The following is a 13754-nucleotide window of genomic DNA, read 5'->3' as shown; positions in this document are numbered from 1 at the left end:
CTTAGGCCGCTAGTTTGGAAATGTCGGCGACCTGGTTCAGCATCACGTGCAGGTTGGCCAGCAGCGCCAGGCGGTTGTTGCGCAATTGCGCATCGTCGGCCATCACCATCACGTCGTTGAAGAAGCCGTCGACGTTTTCCCGCAGCCGCGCCAATGCTTTCAAGGCAGTGCTGAAATCGCCTTTGGCAAAAGCAGCGTCGACCTCGGGCTTGAGCGCATTCATCGCTGCGAACAGCGATTGTTCGGCGCTGTCGCGCAGCAGGTCTTGCTGTACCGTGCTGCCGACGCCTTCGGTCTTTTTCAGGATGTTGGTGATGCGCTTGTTGGCCGCGGCCAGCGCTTCCGCTTCGGGCAAGGCGGCAAACGCTTGCACCGCATCGAGGCGTTCGATGATGCTGTCGAGCCGCTCGGGCTGCTGCGCCACCACCGCTTCGATTTCGTTCTGCGCATAACCGCGTTCGCGCAGCAGGCCGCGCAGGCGGTCGTACAGGAACGGCAGCACGTCGCTGCCCGGATCCTTGAAATTGGGGTTGCCGGCGAACTGCTGCGCCGCATTACCCAGCAATTGCGTGAGCGAGATCGGCAGGCGTTTTTCCAGCAGCATGCGCAGGATGCCCAATGCATGGCGGCGCAGGGCAAACGGATCCTTGTCGCCGGTCGGCTGCAAGCCGATGCCCCAGATGCCGACCAGGGTTTCCAGCTTGTCGGCCAGCGCTACCGCGACGCTGGTGCCGGTGGTCGGCAGGGCGTCGCCGGCAAAGCGCGGCTGGTAGTGTTCCGAAATGGCGAGGGCGACATCGTCCGCTTCGCCGTCATGGCGCGCGTAGTAGTTGCCCATGATGCCTTGCAGTTCGGGGAATTCGCCCACCATGTCGGTCAGCAGGTCGGCCTTGGCCAGCAATGCCGCACGTTCGGCCAATGCGGCGTCGCTGCCCAGCAGGCCGGCAATCGCCGCGGCCAGGGTCTTGACCCGTTCGGTCCGCTGCAGCTGGTTGCCGAGCTTGTTGTGATAGACCACGTTGGCCAGCAAAGGCACGCGTTCGGCCAGTTTCTTTTTCTGGTCTTGTTCGAAGAAGAACTTGGCGTCGGACAGGCGCGGGCGCACTACGCGCTCGTTGCCTTCGATGATGTAATGCGGTTCGCTGGTCTGCAGGTTGGAGACGATCAGGAAACGCGAACGCAGTTTGCCGGCGCTGTCGGTCAGGGCAAAATACTTCTGGTTGGTCTGCATCGTCAGGATCAGGCATTCCTGGGGCACGCTGAGGAATTCGTCTTCGAATTTGCAGGCATACACCACCGGCCATTCAACCAGCGCCGTGACCTCGTCCAGCAGCGCTTCCGGCATCAGCACCTGGTCGTCGGCTGCAGATTTTGCCGCCCCTTCGAGCAGGTCCTTGCGGATTTTTTCCTTGCGTTCGCCGAAGCTGGCGATGACTTTGCCTGGTTCGGCCAGCGTCGCCGCGTAGCTGTCGGCGTCGGCCAGCTTGATGCGGCCTGGCGACAGGAAACGATGGCCTTCGGTCTGGCGGCCGGCGTCGAGGCCGAGCAAGGTCAGCGGCAATACCTGTGCGCCATGCAGCGCCACCAGGCTGTGCGCCGGCCGTACAAAGCGTACGGTATGGCCAGCCGCATGGCCGTGCTGGCGCTGGTAACTCATCACTTTCGGGATCGGCAGCTTGGCTACCGTGTCTTCCAGCACGATTTGCAAACCGGCCGCCAGCGCCACGCCTTTGGCGGTGTAGCTGTAGAAAAAGCTTTCGGCCTTGCCGTCAGGCGCGCGCTCCAGTTCGGCCGGGGTAATCACCGCTTGTCCGCATTGCGCAGCCAATGCGGACAGCTTCTTGACCAGCGGCGCGGTTGCGCGGCCATCGGAGTCCAGCGCCACCGACACCGGCAGCACTTTTTCACGCATGGTTTTATCGAGCGAGGTGGCGCGCACATGGCTGATCGACACCGCCAGGCGGCGTGGCGTGGCGAATGCGGTGGCGACCGCGCCGTCACCGAGGAAGTCGCGTGTTTTCAAGCCATTGAAAATGCCGTTGGCAAAAGCATCGCCAAGTTTCGCCAGTGCTTTCGGCGGCAGTTCTTCCGTGAAAATTTCAATCAGCAGGGTCTGATCCAAGAGCGTGTCATTCATACTGCTTCTCCCGCACGCTGCGCTACTGCCGCCATGTATTCATCTCCAAATTCTTGCAACAACAGATCGCCGTTTTCCTTGGTGATCTCCCACATCGGGAAGCCCAGCTTCGCCCGTGAATCGTAATATGCCTGCGCCACGGCGCGCGACAGGTTGCGGATCCGGCCCATGTAAGCGGCGCGCTCGGTGACCGAAATCGCGCCGCGCGCATCCAGCAGGTTGAAGGTGTGGGCTGCTTTCAGCACCATCTCGTAAGCCGGCAGCGCCAGCGGCACCTCCAGCAGGCGCTTGGCTTCGGCTTCGTAGTTGCCGAACAGCGGGAACAGGAATTCGGTGTTGGCGTGTTCGAAATTGTAGGTCGACTGTTCGACTTCGTTCTGGTGGAAGACGTCGCCGTAGCTCAGCTTCTTGGTCACGCCGTTTTCAACCCATTCGGTCCACACCAGGTCGTAGACATTTTCCACGCCCTGCAAGTACATCGCCAGCCGTTCGATGCCGTAGGTGATTTCACCCAGCACCGGTTTGCAATCGAGGCCGCCGACCTGCTGGAAATACGTGAACTGCGTCACTTCCATGCCGTTCAGCCAGACTTCCCAGCCCAGGCCCCAGGCGCCCAGGGTCGGGTTTTCCCAGTCGTCTTCGACGAAGCGCACATCGTTGCGCTTGAGGTCCAGGCCGAGCGCCGCCAGCGAGCCGAGGTACAGGTCGAGGATGTTTTCCGGCGCAGGCTTGAGCACTACCTGGTATTGGTAGTAATGCTGCAGGCGGTTCGGGTTTTCGCCATAACGTCCATCCTTGGGACGGCGCGAAGGCTGCACGTAGGCGGCGCGCCAGGGTTCGGGGCCGATGGCGCGCAGGAAGGTCGCGGTATGCGAAGTGCCGGCGCCGACTTCCATGTCGTAAGGCTGCAGCAAGGCGCAGCCTTGAGCGTCCCAGTAATCTTGTAGTTTAAGAATGATTTGTTGAAATGTAAGCATCGTTTTGTTGCTTTTCCATACGGTAAAGTGCCGAAAATCGGGCGGAACCCAGGGTGACGAAGGGCGCAAGAGGATAAGCGCTAAAACCAGCGATTTTAGCGGGTTTTGAACGCTTTAGGGCTGCCGGTGCGCTTTGCGGCGGCACCACCACCAGCTGGCAGCCAGCATCGACAGCGCCAGCGCCAGCATCAGGCGATTGCCCAGCAGGATATACGGCGTTGTGCCGCTATAGCCTTGCACCGCTACCGCCAGCGCATCGCGGCTGTACGGGACCAGCCGGGTGCGGACCACGCCGTGCGGATCGATCACGGCGGTGGCGCCGGTATTGGTTGCGCGCAGCATCGGGCGGCCGGTTTCCAGGCTGCGCATCTGCGATATCTGCAAATGTTGCGGCAATGCAATCGTATTGCCGAACCAGGCGATATTCGACATGTTCAGCAGCAGCGTGGCGGTGGGCTTGCCGGCGGCCTGGGTGGCGGCAAGCTGCCCGGCAATTTCTTCGCCGAACAAGTCTTCGTAGCAGATGTTGGGCAGCACCCATTGGTCTTTCACCGCGAATGGCGCTTGCACCGCTGCGCCGCGGGTGAAATCGCCTAGCGGGATGTTCATCATGTCGACAAACCAGCGGAAGCCCAGCGGGACGAATTCGCCGAACGGCACCAGGTGCTGCTTATCGTAACGATAGTAGCGATAGGCGGGATCCTTGGCCTGGGGCGAGATGCCGACCACGCTGTTGGAGTAGCGCTCGGGGCCGTCGATATAGGGAATGCCGAGCGCGATGTGGCTGCCGCTTTGCCGGGCGAAGTCGGCCAGCGCGGGAATGTAGTCCGGCGGCAGCTGGGTTTGCAGGATCGGTATCGCTGTTTCGGGCGTGGCGATCAGGTCTGCGGGCGCGGAGCGGATCATGTCGATATACAGGCGCAGGGAATTGACGATCTGCGCGTTATCGAATTTTTCTTCCTGCGGCACATTGCCTTGCAGCAGGCGCACCGAAATCGGCTTGCCGTGCGGCGCGGTCCAGTTGAACTGGTGCAGGCCAAGGCCAGCGGCCAGCACCAGCACGGCGGCGATCGCCGGCGCTTTGTGGCGCGGCAGCAAGGCCAGGCAGCCGGCAATCAACGCCGAAATGCCGCCGATGCCATAGACTCCGACCAGCGGCGCATAACCGGCCAGCGGACCGGCGGTATGGGCATAGCCCGAAATCAGCCAGGGAAAACCGGTAAACAGCCAGCCGCGCAGCCATTCCGTCAGCGCCCACAGGGCCGGGAAAATCGCCAGCGCAAACAGCAGCGGCGAAGCCGACCAGCGCCGCCGCAACCAGAGCGCGGCAGCGGTGCCGATGGCCATGTACAGCCCCATGATGGCCGCCAGCAGCGCTACCGCCAGCGCCGCCAGCCAGCCCGGCAAAGCGCCGAAGTCGTGCAGCGAAATATAAATCCAGTAGACGCCGTGCGCGACCCAGCCGAAGCCATAGGCCCAGCCCAGCATGGCGCCGTGCTTGATGGCGGGCACGCGGATCAGGCAGAACACGAACAGCGCCAGCGTCAGCAGCTGGACCGGCCACAGCCCGTATGGCGCGAAGGCAAACACGTTGACGGCGCCGGTAAGGGCGGCCAACGGCAGCAGCAGGGGAAGTTTAGGAAACGAAGTCAGGCGAAAACTCATGGGCAGCGGTGATCTTGCTCTTGGATGGAGTGAGCTGGTGCCAGTGCAGCCAAGCTCCGGTCCATGCTCTTTTTCAGGACTCTTCGTGAGCCGATTCCGGCAATTTCTCGACCAGCAAGACATGCACCTGGCGCGCATCGGCGCGCAGCACTTCAAAGCGCACATTGTCTATCGTGAACTCATCGCCTTTGCGCGGCACGCGTCCAAGATGGTTGGCGACCAGGCCGCCGATGGTGTCGACGTCTTCATCCACCAGCGCCGTCTCCAGCGTTTCGTTGAACTGTTCGATCTCGGTCAGCGCCTTGACCCGCCAGCGGCCGCCATGGTCGCCGTCGCGGATGGCGAGGATATTGTCTTCTTCTTCGTCGAAGTCATATTCGTCTTCGATGTCGCCGACGATCTGCTCGAGCACGTCTTCAATCGTGATCAGGCCGGCGACGCCGCCGTATTCGTCGACCACGATCGCCATGTGGTTGCGGTTGGCGCGGAAATCGCGCAGCAAGACGTTGAGGCGTTTCGATTCGGGGATGAACACGGCGGGCCGCAGCATGTCGCGCACGTCGAAAGAATCTTCGGCGTAGTAGCGCAGCAGGTCTTTCGCCAGCAGGATGCCGATCACCTTGTCGCGCTCGCCGTCGACGGCAGGGAAGCGCGAGTGGGCGGTCGACAGGACTTCCGGCATCCAGTCTTCGATCGGTTTGGTGACGTCGATCATGTCCATTTGCGAACGCGGGATCATGATGTCGCGGGCGGAGAGGTCGGAGACCTGGAACACGCCTTCGATCATCGACAGCGCATCGGCGTCGATCAGGTTGCGTTCGTGTGCGTCTTGCAGCACGTCGAGCAGTTCGGCGCGGTTTTCAGGTTCGGGAGAAATCAGTGCGGTCAGGCGTTCGAATAACGACCGGTGGGGTTTAGCGTCAAATGATTTGACGCTACTAGGGTGCTCTGGCATATGGCGTTAGCCTTGGTTTCACATTGTTTCGGAAGCAATAGGATACAACAAATATGTGACAGGACGACGAAACGCACAGGTTTGCGGGATTTTTTTGTGGCGCCGGCAGGCGATTTCCAGGCATGAAAAAAGCGGCCGGCGCCCGAAAGCACCGACCGCCGCATTATGGAAAAGATAATTATTTCTTCATTTCATCTTTAGCCATGCCGTCTTTGCCCATGGCATCCTTGCTCATCGCGTCTTTCGCCATGGCGTCTTTCTTGGCGTGGGCTTTCTTTTTCATTGCATCCTTGGCCATGGCCGGCTTGTCCATGCCGTCTTTCGACATGGCGTCCTTGGACATGGCATCCTTGGACATGGCGTCTTTGGACATCGCGTCCTTCGACATTGCATCTTGCGCATAGACGCCGCCGGCAGTCATCATCAGGCAGGTAACCAGCAGGGTTGTGAGGCTCTTTTTCATTTGTATCTCCAGGTAAAAGTGGCGAAAGTGCCGTAAAAATCAGCGGTTGCTGCAGGGCTGCTTGCCAGCCTAAGCACCGCCGAACCAGTTGTACCCCTGGTCTTCCCAGTAACCGCCGGGGTACTTGTTTGTTACTTCGATCGACATGATGTGTTTCGGATTCTTGTAGCCAAGCTTGGTCGGCATCCGCAATTTCATTGGAAAACCGTATTTCGGCGGCAGGATCTGGCCGTCGTAGGTCAAGGTCAGCTGGGTCTGCGGATGCAAGGCGGTCGGCATGTCGATGCTGGTGTAGTAATCGTCGCCGCATTTGAAATCGATGTACTTGGCGCTCAGGTCGGCGCCGATCTGCTTGAGGAAATAAGAAAACGGCACGCCGCCCCAGCGGCCGATGGCGCTCCATCCCTCGACGCAGATATGGCGCGTGATCTGCTCGTTTTGCGGCAGCCTGTGCAATTGCTCCAGCGTCCAGGGCTGCTTGTTCGTCACCAGGCCGCTCACTTCCAGCCGATAGTCGCCGCCGTCGATGTCCGGCACTTCCTCGATGGCGTAAAACGCATTGAAAGGGAAGGGGCGGGTGATTTCGGCCTGGGTATAGGTCGGCGCCAGCCGTTTCGGATCGAACAGCCATCCTTGCACGCCGTCGTTCATGCGCGAGATGCGTTCCAGCATGCGGTTGACCGAGGGCTCGTCGGTGATATTGCAGCCGGTCAGCAGCGACAGGCCGCCCAGGGTAAGCGCGCGTTTTGCAAACAGGCGGCGGGAAGGCAGCGCCAGCTCGCGCCGGGCGTCTTTCAATATCGATTCGGTGTCGAGCGCCGGGCCGGGATTTTTCTTGAACATGATTGTCTCCATTTACCTTAGCGGCCGCGCAGCATGGCCAGCAGCGTGCGCGGCACCAGCGCCACCATGATGATATGCACCACGATAAATGCCACCAGGAAGCTCATCGCGCAGAAATGCACAATCCTGGCGTTATCGAAACCGCCCATCAGTTCGCGCAGGAGCGGGAACTGCACCGATTTCCAGATCGCCAGGCCGGAGACCACCAGCAGGATCAGGTCCAGGATGACCGAAACATACGCCAGCTTCTGTACCGCGTTGTAATGGTCGAGGGCGTCGTGCTGGAGCTTGCCGCGCAGCGCCTTGACGAAGTCCTGCACTACTTCAGCCGGGCGCAGCGGCAGGAATTTTTTCCACAGGCGGCCGCTAGCGGTGTTCAGCAGCAGGTAAACCAGGCCGTTGAAGAACAGCAGCCACATGGCGGCAAAATGCCATTGCAAGGCGCCGCCCAGCCAGCCGCCCAATGTCCATTCGCTGGGAATGCGGAACGGGAAGATCGGCGATGCGTTATAGATGCGCCAGCCGCTCAGGATCATGATGATCACCGCCAGTGCGTTGAGCCAATGGGTGACGCGCAGCCAGATCGGGTGAATGACGGTTTTTTTGATGGCAGGGGAGTTCATTCAGGCCACCTGCGCAAGAGGAAGGACGATCGCCATGGGTGGCGTGACTTGGTTCACGATAGTCTCCGGCAACTGAGCAATGAGGGTTTTCATGTGGCTTAGTCGCGGGCCAGCTCGGTTCATTACATGAATTCATCATAATCTTATTAATTAAAAAGATAAGGGGAAATATGTGGTGTGTAAATGGCAATATTTATTCTGCAAGCCTTTGATTCTCAAATGAAAATCGAAATCCGGCCGCAGAAATGAAAAACGCCGCAAAAGCGGCGTTTTATCGGGGAGGAAGCGAATTACCGGTCGGCGTAGGGATTGGGCCAGCCCAGCTTGTGCAGGATTTCAATTTCCAGGTTTTCCATTTCCGCCGCTTCTTCATCGTCCTCGTGGTCGTAACCTTGCGCATGCAGCACGCCATGCACCACCAGGTGCGCGGCATGTTCCACCAGCGACTTGCCTTGTTCTTCCGCTTCGCGCTGCAAGACGTCGGTGCACAGGATGATGTCGGCCTGGGTAACGCCGTTGTCTTCCTCTTCCTGGTCTTCCGAATAAGCAAACGTCAGTACATTGGTAGCGTAGTCCTTGCCGCGATAATCGCGGTTCAGGGCACGGCCTTCGCCGGCGTCGACAAAACGGATCGTCAGTTCAGCCGGCGCCAGCAATGCCGCCTGCACCCAGCGCCGCAATTGCGGGCGCGGCACGCTGTCCTGCAGGCGCGGATCGGGGTACTGGACCGACAGGGAGAGTTTATTTTTTTGCGACATTGCGGCTGCGGGCTGTTTTAGTGATCCCGGTCTGCACCGGTTTGGCGGGTTTGGCTGCTTGCGGCGTGGCGGCTTCGATGACGCCATGGGTGGACGCTACCGGCGCCGCCTGGGCTGCCGACTCATAGGCATCGACAATGCGCGCCACCAGCGGATGGCGCACCACGTCGCTGCTGTTGAAGCGGGTGAAGGCGATGCCGCGCACGTCTTTCAGGATGTTCATGGCGTCGATCAGGCCGCTCTTCTGGCCGCGCTGCAAGTCGATCTGGGTAACGTCGCCGGTGACCACGGCCTTGCTGCCGAAGCCGATCCGGGTCAGGAACATCTTCATCTGTTCCGGCGTGGTGTTCTGCGCCTCGTCCAGGATGATGAACGCATGGTTCAGCGTGCGGCCGCGCATGTAAGCCAGCGGCGCGATCTCGATCGCCTGCTTCTCGAACATTTTCTGGGTGCGGTCAAAGCCGAGCAAGTCATACAGCGCGTCATACAGAGGGCGCAGGTAGGGATCGACTTTCTGCGCCAGGTCGCCGGGCAGGAAACCCAGGCGCTCGCCGGCCTCCACCGCCGGCCGCGTCAGCACGATGCGCTTGACGGCGTCGCGCTCGAGGGCATCGACCGCGCAGGCAACCGCCAGGTAGGTCTTGCCGGTGCCGGCCGGCCCAATGCCCAGCGTCACGTCGTGTTCCAGGATCGAACGGATGTACTGGCTCTGATGCGGCGTGCGGCCGCGCAGGTCGCTGCGGCGGGTTTTCAGGACCGGGCTTTCGATGTCCGTCTCGGTCAGCTCTGCTTCGGCAGGATCGGCATCCGCAGCGGCGCCGGATGCGCCGGCAGCCTTGCCGTTGCCCTTGGCGGCTTTCGGCTTCATGCCCAGCTTGGCGCGTTGCTCCACCAGCGCCAGCTGGATTTCATCCACCGAAATGACCTTGTTGGCGATGGCGTAAAACTGGTCGAGGATTTCCACCGCGCGTTCCGCATTGCTGCCGGCGGCAATGAACTTGTCGCCGCGCCGGAAAATCGATACGTCCAGCGCCGCCGAAATCTGCCGCAGGTTTTCATCGAGCGGGCCGCACAGGTGCGCCAGCCGCGTATTGTCTAGCGGCTGCGGGATGAAATAATGCGGCTGGGTAGGTGTTTTAGTTTTCAAACTATGGTGTGTTTATCTGGTGTGCGTGGTTGGCGGGCGCTGTGCCGGCGGGCTAGTCTGCCAGCACGATCTCGCCGCGCAGGGTGTAGGTATAGGTGTCGGTAATCTTTACATTTATCAGCTGCCCGACCAGGCGCGCGCCGTTAGGGCCGGCATCGAAATTGACTACGCGGTTGTTCTCGGTGCGCCCTTGCAAATCGGCCGGGTTTTTCTTGGACGGCCCTTCGACCAGGATGCGCTGCACGCTGCCGACCATGGCGGCGCTGATCTTGCCGATATTTTCTTCCACTGCCGCTTGCAGCCGCTGCAGCCGTTTCAGCTTGACTTCGTGCGGCGTGTCGTCCTGCAGGTTGGCGGCAGGCGTGCCCGGCCGCGGGCTGAAGATGAAGCTGAAGCTGTTGTCGTAGCCGATGTCGGCGATCAGTTTCATCAGCGCCTCGAAGTCGGCGTCGGTCTCGCCCGGGAAACCGACGATGAAGTCGCTGGAGATGGTGATGTCAGGCCGCACCTGGCGCAGGCGGCGGATCACCGATTTGTATTCCAGCACGGTATAGCCGCGTTTCATGGCTGACAGGATACGGTCCGAACCATGCTGCGCCGGCAGGTATAGATGGTCGACCAGCTTCGGCACCTTGGCGTAGGTATCGATCAGGCGCTGCGTGAATTCCTTGGGATGGCTGGTGACGAAGCGGATCCGCTCGATGCCGGGGATTTCGGCGATGTATTCGATCAGCAGCGCGAAATCGGCAATCTCGCCATCCGCCATGGCGCCGCGGAAGGCGTTGACATTTTGCCCCAGCAGCGTGATTTCCTTGACGCCTTGCTCGGCCAGTCCCGCCACTTCGGTCAGCACGTCCTCAAACCGGCGCGAGACTTCTTCGCCGCGGGTGTAGGGCACCACGCAGTAGCTGCAATATTTGCTGCAGCCTTCCATGATCGACACGAATGCGGTCGCGCCTTCAACCTTGGCCGGCGGCATGTGGTCGAATTTCTCGATTTCGGGAAAGCTGATGTCGACTTGCGAATGGCCGGTGGCGCGCCGCTGGCTGATCATCTCCGGCAAGCGGTGCAGGGTCTGCGGGCCGAACACCATGTCGACATACGGCGCCCGCTTGACGATCGCCGCGCCTTCTTGCGACGCCACGCAGCCGCCGACGCCGATCAGCAGGTCGGGATTGTTGCGCTTCAGTTCGCGCAGGCGGCCGAGGTCGGAAAACACTTTCTCCTGCGCCTTTTCGCGCACCGAACAGGTATTCAGCAGGATCACGTCGGCATCCTCCGGGCGATCAGTCTTGACCAAGCCGTCGGACGCGTTCAAGACATCGGCCATCTTGTCCGAGTCGTATTCGTTCATCTGGCACCCGAAGGTCTTGATGAATACTTTCTTTTGCATCGTTTTTTCCATGACTGCTAATTGACTGCTTTTCTATCGTTTCATGCCGTTGCGCTGCGCTTCGATCTTCTGGCTGGCTTCATCGGTAGTCAGGATCCAGACGCGGTCGATGTCGCCTTGGATGTTCAAGGTGTAGTTCACCTGGTAGGTATCGGCGCCAAGCGAGTTGGGGACCTGGGTCAGCTGCTGGGTATTCCAGATGCGCGAGCCGGGCGACAGCCGCAGCGCCTGGCCATTGACGGTGACGTTCGGGTAGTCGGTGATGGTCAGCTTGCCGCGCAGGGCCGAGGCGGGGAAATCGCGGTCCACCGCCATTGCGGAAAAGGCTAGCGTAGCCAGCAGGAAGATCATGAGCAGGCGGGTTGGCCGCATTGTTGCCGACATAGCAAACTCCATTCGATGAAAACCATGGCGTATCTGCGCATGGCGTTGAAAACACTGGTTCAGGCCGGCCCATGGAGGCCGGCATCGCCGGACTGCGCAAGCACAATTCGTTTTTTGCTTCAGTGCCGGGCCGCATTCCGGGAGACTTTCGGCCCGTTTGCGGGAAGCGCGGATTATAGCATTTGAAGGGCAAGTCCATGGCAGTCGAGGCTTGTCGATACCAGGTGCCTAGGCAGAATTCAAGGGCGATAAGACGTAATTGTTTTTTTGCCATTCATTGCTGACGAATGGTATTCGAGCGGCGATGGGCGGAAGGCGAAACGGTTTCTTTGTGGAAACGTAAAACCTATAATTCAGCATTGCTTAAAAACTGCGTTTCTAGGGAGCTTAGTGTGCGTGGAAATGCCAAAAATCAAATGCGGTTTCGGAAAAATGACAAAGCCGTCGCGGACATTGTCTTCCGTAAGGGTTTCACGGTGATTGAATTGATGATCACGATTACCGTACTGGCTATCCTGCTGGCGATAGCCGTCCCGTCAATGCAAAGCTTTATCGCTCAAAACCGTTTATCGGGGAACGTCAACGAGTTCATTGCCGGGACCATGCTGGCTCGTTCCGAGGCAATTAAAAGAAGCGGGGCTGTAACCATTTGCCGCAGCATCAATGCCGAAGTTTCTACTACCAATTCCTGCGATGCGACGAACAGCGATTGGAAAACGGGGTGGCTGGTGGTGGTGGTGAACACGGCCGACAGCACCAAGAACGAGGTCTTGGCGCGCCAGGGAGCATTAACCACCGGCACCACGATAACCCCTGATTCCACCGCGACAACGCCGGCTTCCATTGTCTACAACGCCTTGGGCGCCCCGACACAAGCGCCACCAAAGACTTTTGCATTTGCCTTCAACAACCAGACGCGCTCGGTTTGCTTTGATCCCAGCGGACGTGCCAGAGCTTGTTAAATCCGGCAAGAGAGATGAGAGATATGGCTTTTATCAAGAATAGATTGCCGTCAGGCCGAAACCGGCAGCGTGGCGTTGGCATGATCGAGGTGCTGATTTCGATCACCATTGCCTCGTTTGCCTTGCTTGGTCTCGCGGGCTTGCAGGTAACGTCCCTGAAATACCAGAAGACGGCGCAATTCCGCTCTTTGGCGAGCCAGTACAGCGCGGACATGGCTGATCGCATGCGGGCCAATGTCGCCGGGGCAAAATTAGGCAGTTATGTGACAACCGATGCATATGGCGCTTTGCCCGCAAGCCTGCCGGACTGTGTCAGTGCAGCCTGTGCTCCGGACAAGGTCGCGCAGGCAGATCTTTACAACTGGCGACAGGACTTGAGCCAGGCGGTTGCGGGCGGCTGGGGCGAGGTATCGGGAACCCTGACCGGCGGTTTCGTCGTCACCGTGTATTTCAACGAACCGGGCGATGGCACCGCCGCCGGCGCAAATTGCCGTGCTGCAGCTTTTTCCTCGGGCACGGACAAATCCAACATTCGCTGTTTTTCGACAACTTTCTTGCCATGAACAATCTCCTCAGTCCGCAGGCCGGCGCGAGCAATCGTCGTGGCATATCCGGCTTTACCCTGGTCGAATTGATGGTGTCGATCGTGATCGGCATGGTCCTGATCATATTCATCAGCAGCCTGTACCTGAACAGCAAGGCCAGCTTCCGTTTGAACGACGATAATGCGCGCCTGCAGGAAGACGGCAACTATGCCTTGACCTTGATCGGCAGGAACCTGATGCAGGCAGGTTATGGCGCAATGAGAACCGTGAGCACCACCAGCTTTACCGGCAAGGGTCTGGTTGCCTGCGATAACGGCTTTGCTTCCCCGCTTGCCGCGACGCCCAGTTTTACTTGTTCAGGCACAGCCGGCGAACCGGGATTTACGGTCTCCTATTCGGTTGACGCCTATGACAGCACCAACAGCCCGATTTCCGGCATTGGAGCGGATTGCAATGGCAACAATGCCGGCGGCACCGCAGTCAATAGTTTCTTTATTGCGACCAAGAGCGGCGAAACCTCGTCGTCTTTGTTCTGCAACGGTAATGGCAGCACGGTATCGCAACCGATATTGAACAATGTCGACCACATGGTGCTTACCTACGGCGTCGATACCACCGGCGTTTATGCCGCCTCGCAATTCCTATCAACCGCCAGCGCGGTCTCTGCCTTGCCTCTCAATGCCGCGAACAAGGGAGGCTGGAATCAGCTGGTCAGCATCACGGTATGCCTGGAAGTCCACAGTGAAAATATTGTGACAACCGCAGCGCAGACCTACCAGAATTGCGCAGGCGCCAGCACCACGGCTACGGATAAAAAACTGCATGCAACCTTGACGCGCACGTTTACCTTGCGAAACCGCGCGGCACCCAGCTTGACATAGCCCAAAGCGCGAACTTATTGA

Annotated in this window: 14 protein-coding genes; 3 read left to right on the top strand and 11 right to left on the bottom strand. The window is 59.6% G+C overall.

Annotation, left to right across the window (positions count from 1 at the left end):
• Window position 1 precedes the first annotated feature (1 nt).
• From glyS to AC07RZ_RS15820, 11 genes are all read right to left on the bottom strand, one after another.
• Window positions 2–2122, bottom strand: coding sequence for a glycine--tRNA ligase subunit beta (gene glyS, locus AC07RZ_RS15870; RefSeq protein WP_494668710.1), 2121 nt, complete (start codon window positions 2120–2122; stop codon window positions 2–4).
• Window positions 2123–2133: 11 nt separating this feature from the next.
• Window positions 2134–3114: a glycine--tRNA ligase subunit alpha gene (glyQ, locus tag AC07RZ_RS15865; RefSeq protein WP_092397280.1), complete on the bottom strand. Its 981-nt coding sequence runs from the start codon at window positions 3112–3114 to the stop codon at window positions 2134–2136.
• Between the two features lie 114 nt (window positions 3115–3228).
• Complete coding sequence (gene lnt / locus AC07RZ_RS15860; protein WP_494668636.1) at window positions 3229–4779, bottom strand: apolipoprotein N-acyltransferase; 1551 nt, start codon at window positions 4777–4779, stop codon at window positions 3229–3231.
• Window positions 4780–4852: 73 nt separating this feature from the next.
• Entirely contained in the window at window positions 4853–5734 is an 882-nt protein-coding gene (locus tag AC07RZ_RS15855; RefSeq protein WP_092397284.1) for a CorC family transporter, read from the bottom strand.
• A 178-nt stretch (window positions 5735–5912) separates the two neighbouring features.
• Entirely contained in the window at window positions 5913–6197 is a 285-nt protein-coding gene (locus AC07RZ_RS15850) for a pentapeptide MXKDX repeat protein (protein WP_092397286.1), read from the bottom strand.
• 69 nt (window positions 6198–6266) lie between these two features.
• Window positions 6267–7040: a molybdopterin-dependent oxidoreductase gene (locus AC07RZ_RS15845; RefSeq protein WP_494668635.1), complete on the bottom strand. Its 774-nt coding sequence runs from the start codon at window positions 7038–7040 to the stop codon at window positions 6267–6269.
• 17 nt (window positions 7041–7057) lie between these two features.
• On the bottom strand, window positions 7058–7663 hold the full coding sequence (locus tag AC07RZ_RS15840; RefSeq protein WP_494668634.1) for a cytochrome b/b6 domain-containing protein: 606 nt from the start codon (window positions 7661–7663) through the stop codon (window positions 7058–7060).
• 290 nt (window positions 7664–7953) lie between these two features.
• Window positions 7954–8421, bottom strand: a complete 468-nt coding sequence (ybeY, locus tag AC07RZ_RS15835) for an rRNA maturation RNase YbeY (RefSeq protein WP_494668633.1) — start codon at window positions 8419–8421, stop codon at window positions 7954–7956.
• Entirely contained in the window at window positions 8405–9568 is a 1164-nt protein-coding gene (locus AC07RZ_RS15830; protein ID WP_144738984.1) for a PhoH family protein, read from the bottom strand. The genes ybeY and AC07RZ_RS15830 overlap by 17 nt, the downstream gene beginning before the upstream one ends.
• 52 nt (window positions 9569–9620) lie before the next feature.
• The gene (gene miaB / locus AC07RZ_RS15825) at window positions 9621–10961 is read right to left on the bottom strand and encodes a tRNA (N6-isopentenyl adenosine(37)-C2)-methylthiotransferase MiaB (protein WP_494668632.1); all 1341 of its coding nucleotides are present in this window, start codon (window positions 10959–10961) and stop codon (window positions 9621–9623) included.
• A 33-nt stretch (window positions 10962–10994) separates the two neighbouring features.
• Complete coding sequence (locus tag AC07RZ_RS15820; RefSeq protein ID WP_494668631.1) at window positions 10995–11345, bottom strand: hypothetical protein; 351 nt, start codon at window positions 11343–11345, stop codon at window positions 10995–10997.
• A 329-nt stretch (window positions 11346–11674) separates the two neighbouring features.
• Here AC07RZ_RS15820 and AC07RZ_RS15815 point away from each other — a divergent pair, with 329 nt between their 5' ends.
• The 3 genes from AC07RZ_RS15815 to AC07RZ_RS15805 are packed head-to-tail and all read left to right on the top strand — an operon-like array spanning window position 11675 to window position 13733.
• Complete coding sequence (locus AC07RZ_RS15815; RefSeq protein WP_494668630.1) at window positions 11675–12307, top strand: GspH/FimT family pseudopilin; 633 nt, start codon at window positions 11675–11677, stop codon at window positions 12305–12307.
• Window positions 12308–12321: 14 nt separating this feature from the next.
• The gene (gene pilV, locus AC07RZ_RS15810) at window positions 12322–12870 is read left to right on the top strand and encodes a type IV pilus modification protein PilV (RefSeq protein WP_494668629.1); all 549 of its coding nucleotides are present in this window, start codon (window positions 12322–12324) and stop codon (window positions 12868–12870) included.
• Entirely contained in the window at window positions 12867–13733 is an 867-nt protein-coding gene (locus AC07RZ_RS15805) for a PilW family protein (protein WP_494668628.1), read from the top strand. Before pilV ends, AC07RZ_RS15805 begins: the two co-directional genes overlap by 4 nt.
• The last annotated feature ends 21 nt before the right edge of the window (window positions 13734–13754 follow it).

The organism is Collimonas sp. GW821-FHT07E08, from assembly GCF_059418905.1.
Note: the sequence above shows the minus strand (reverse complement) of the source record. Positions and strands in the feature narration are given on the sequence as shown.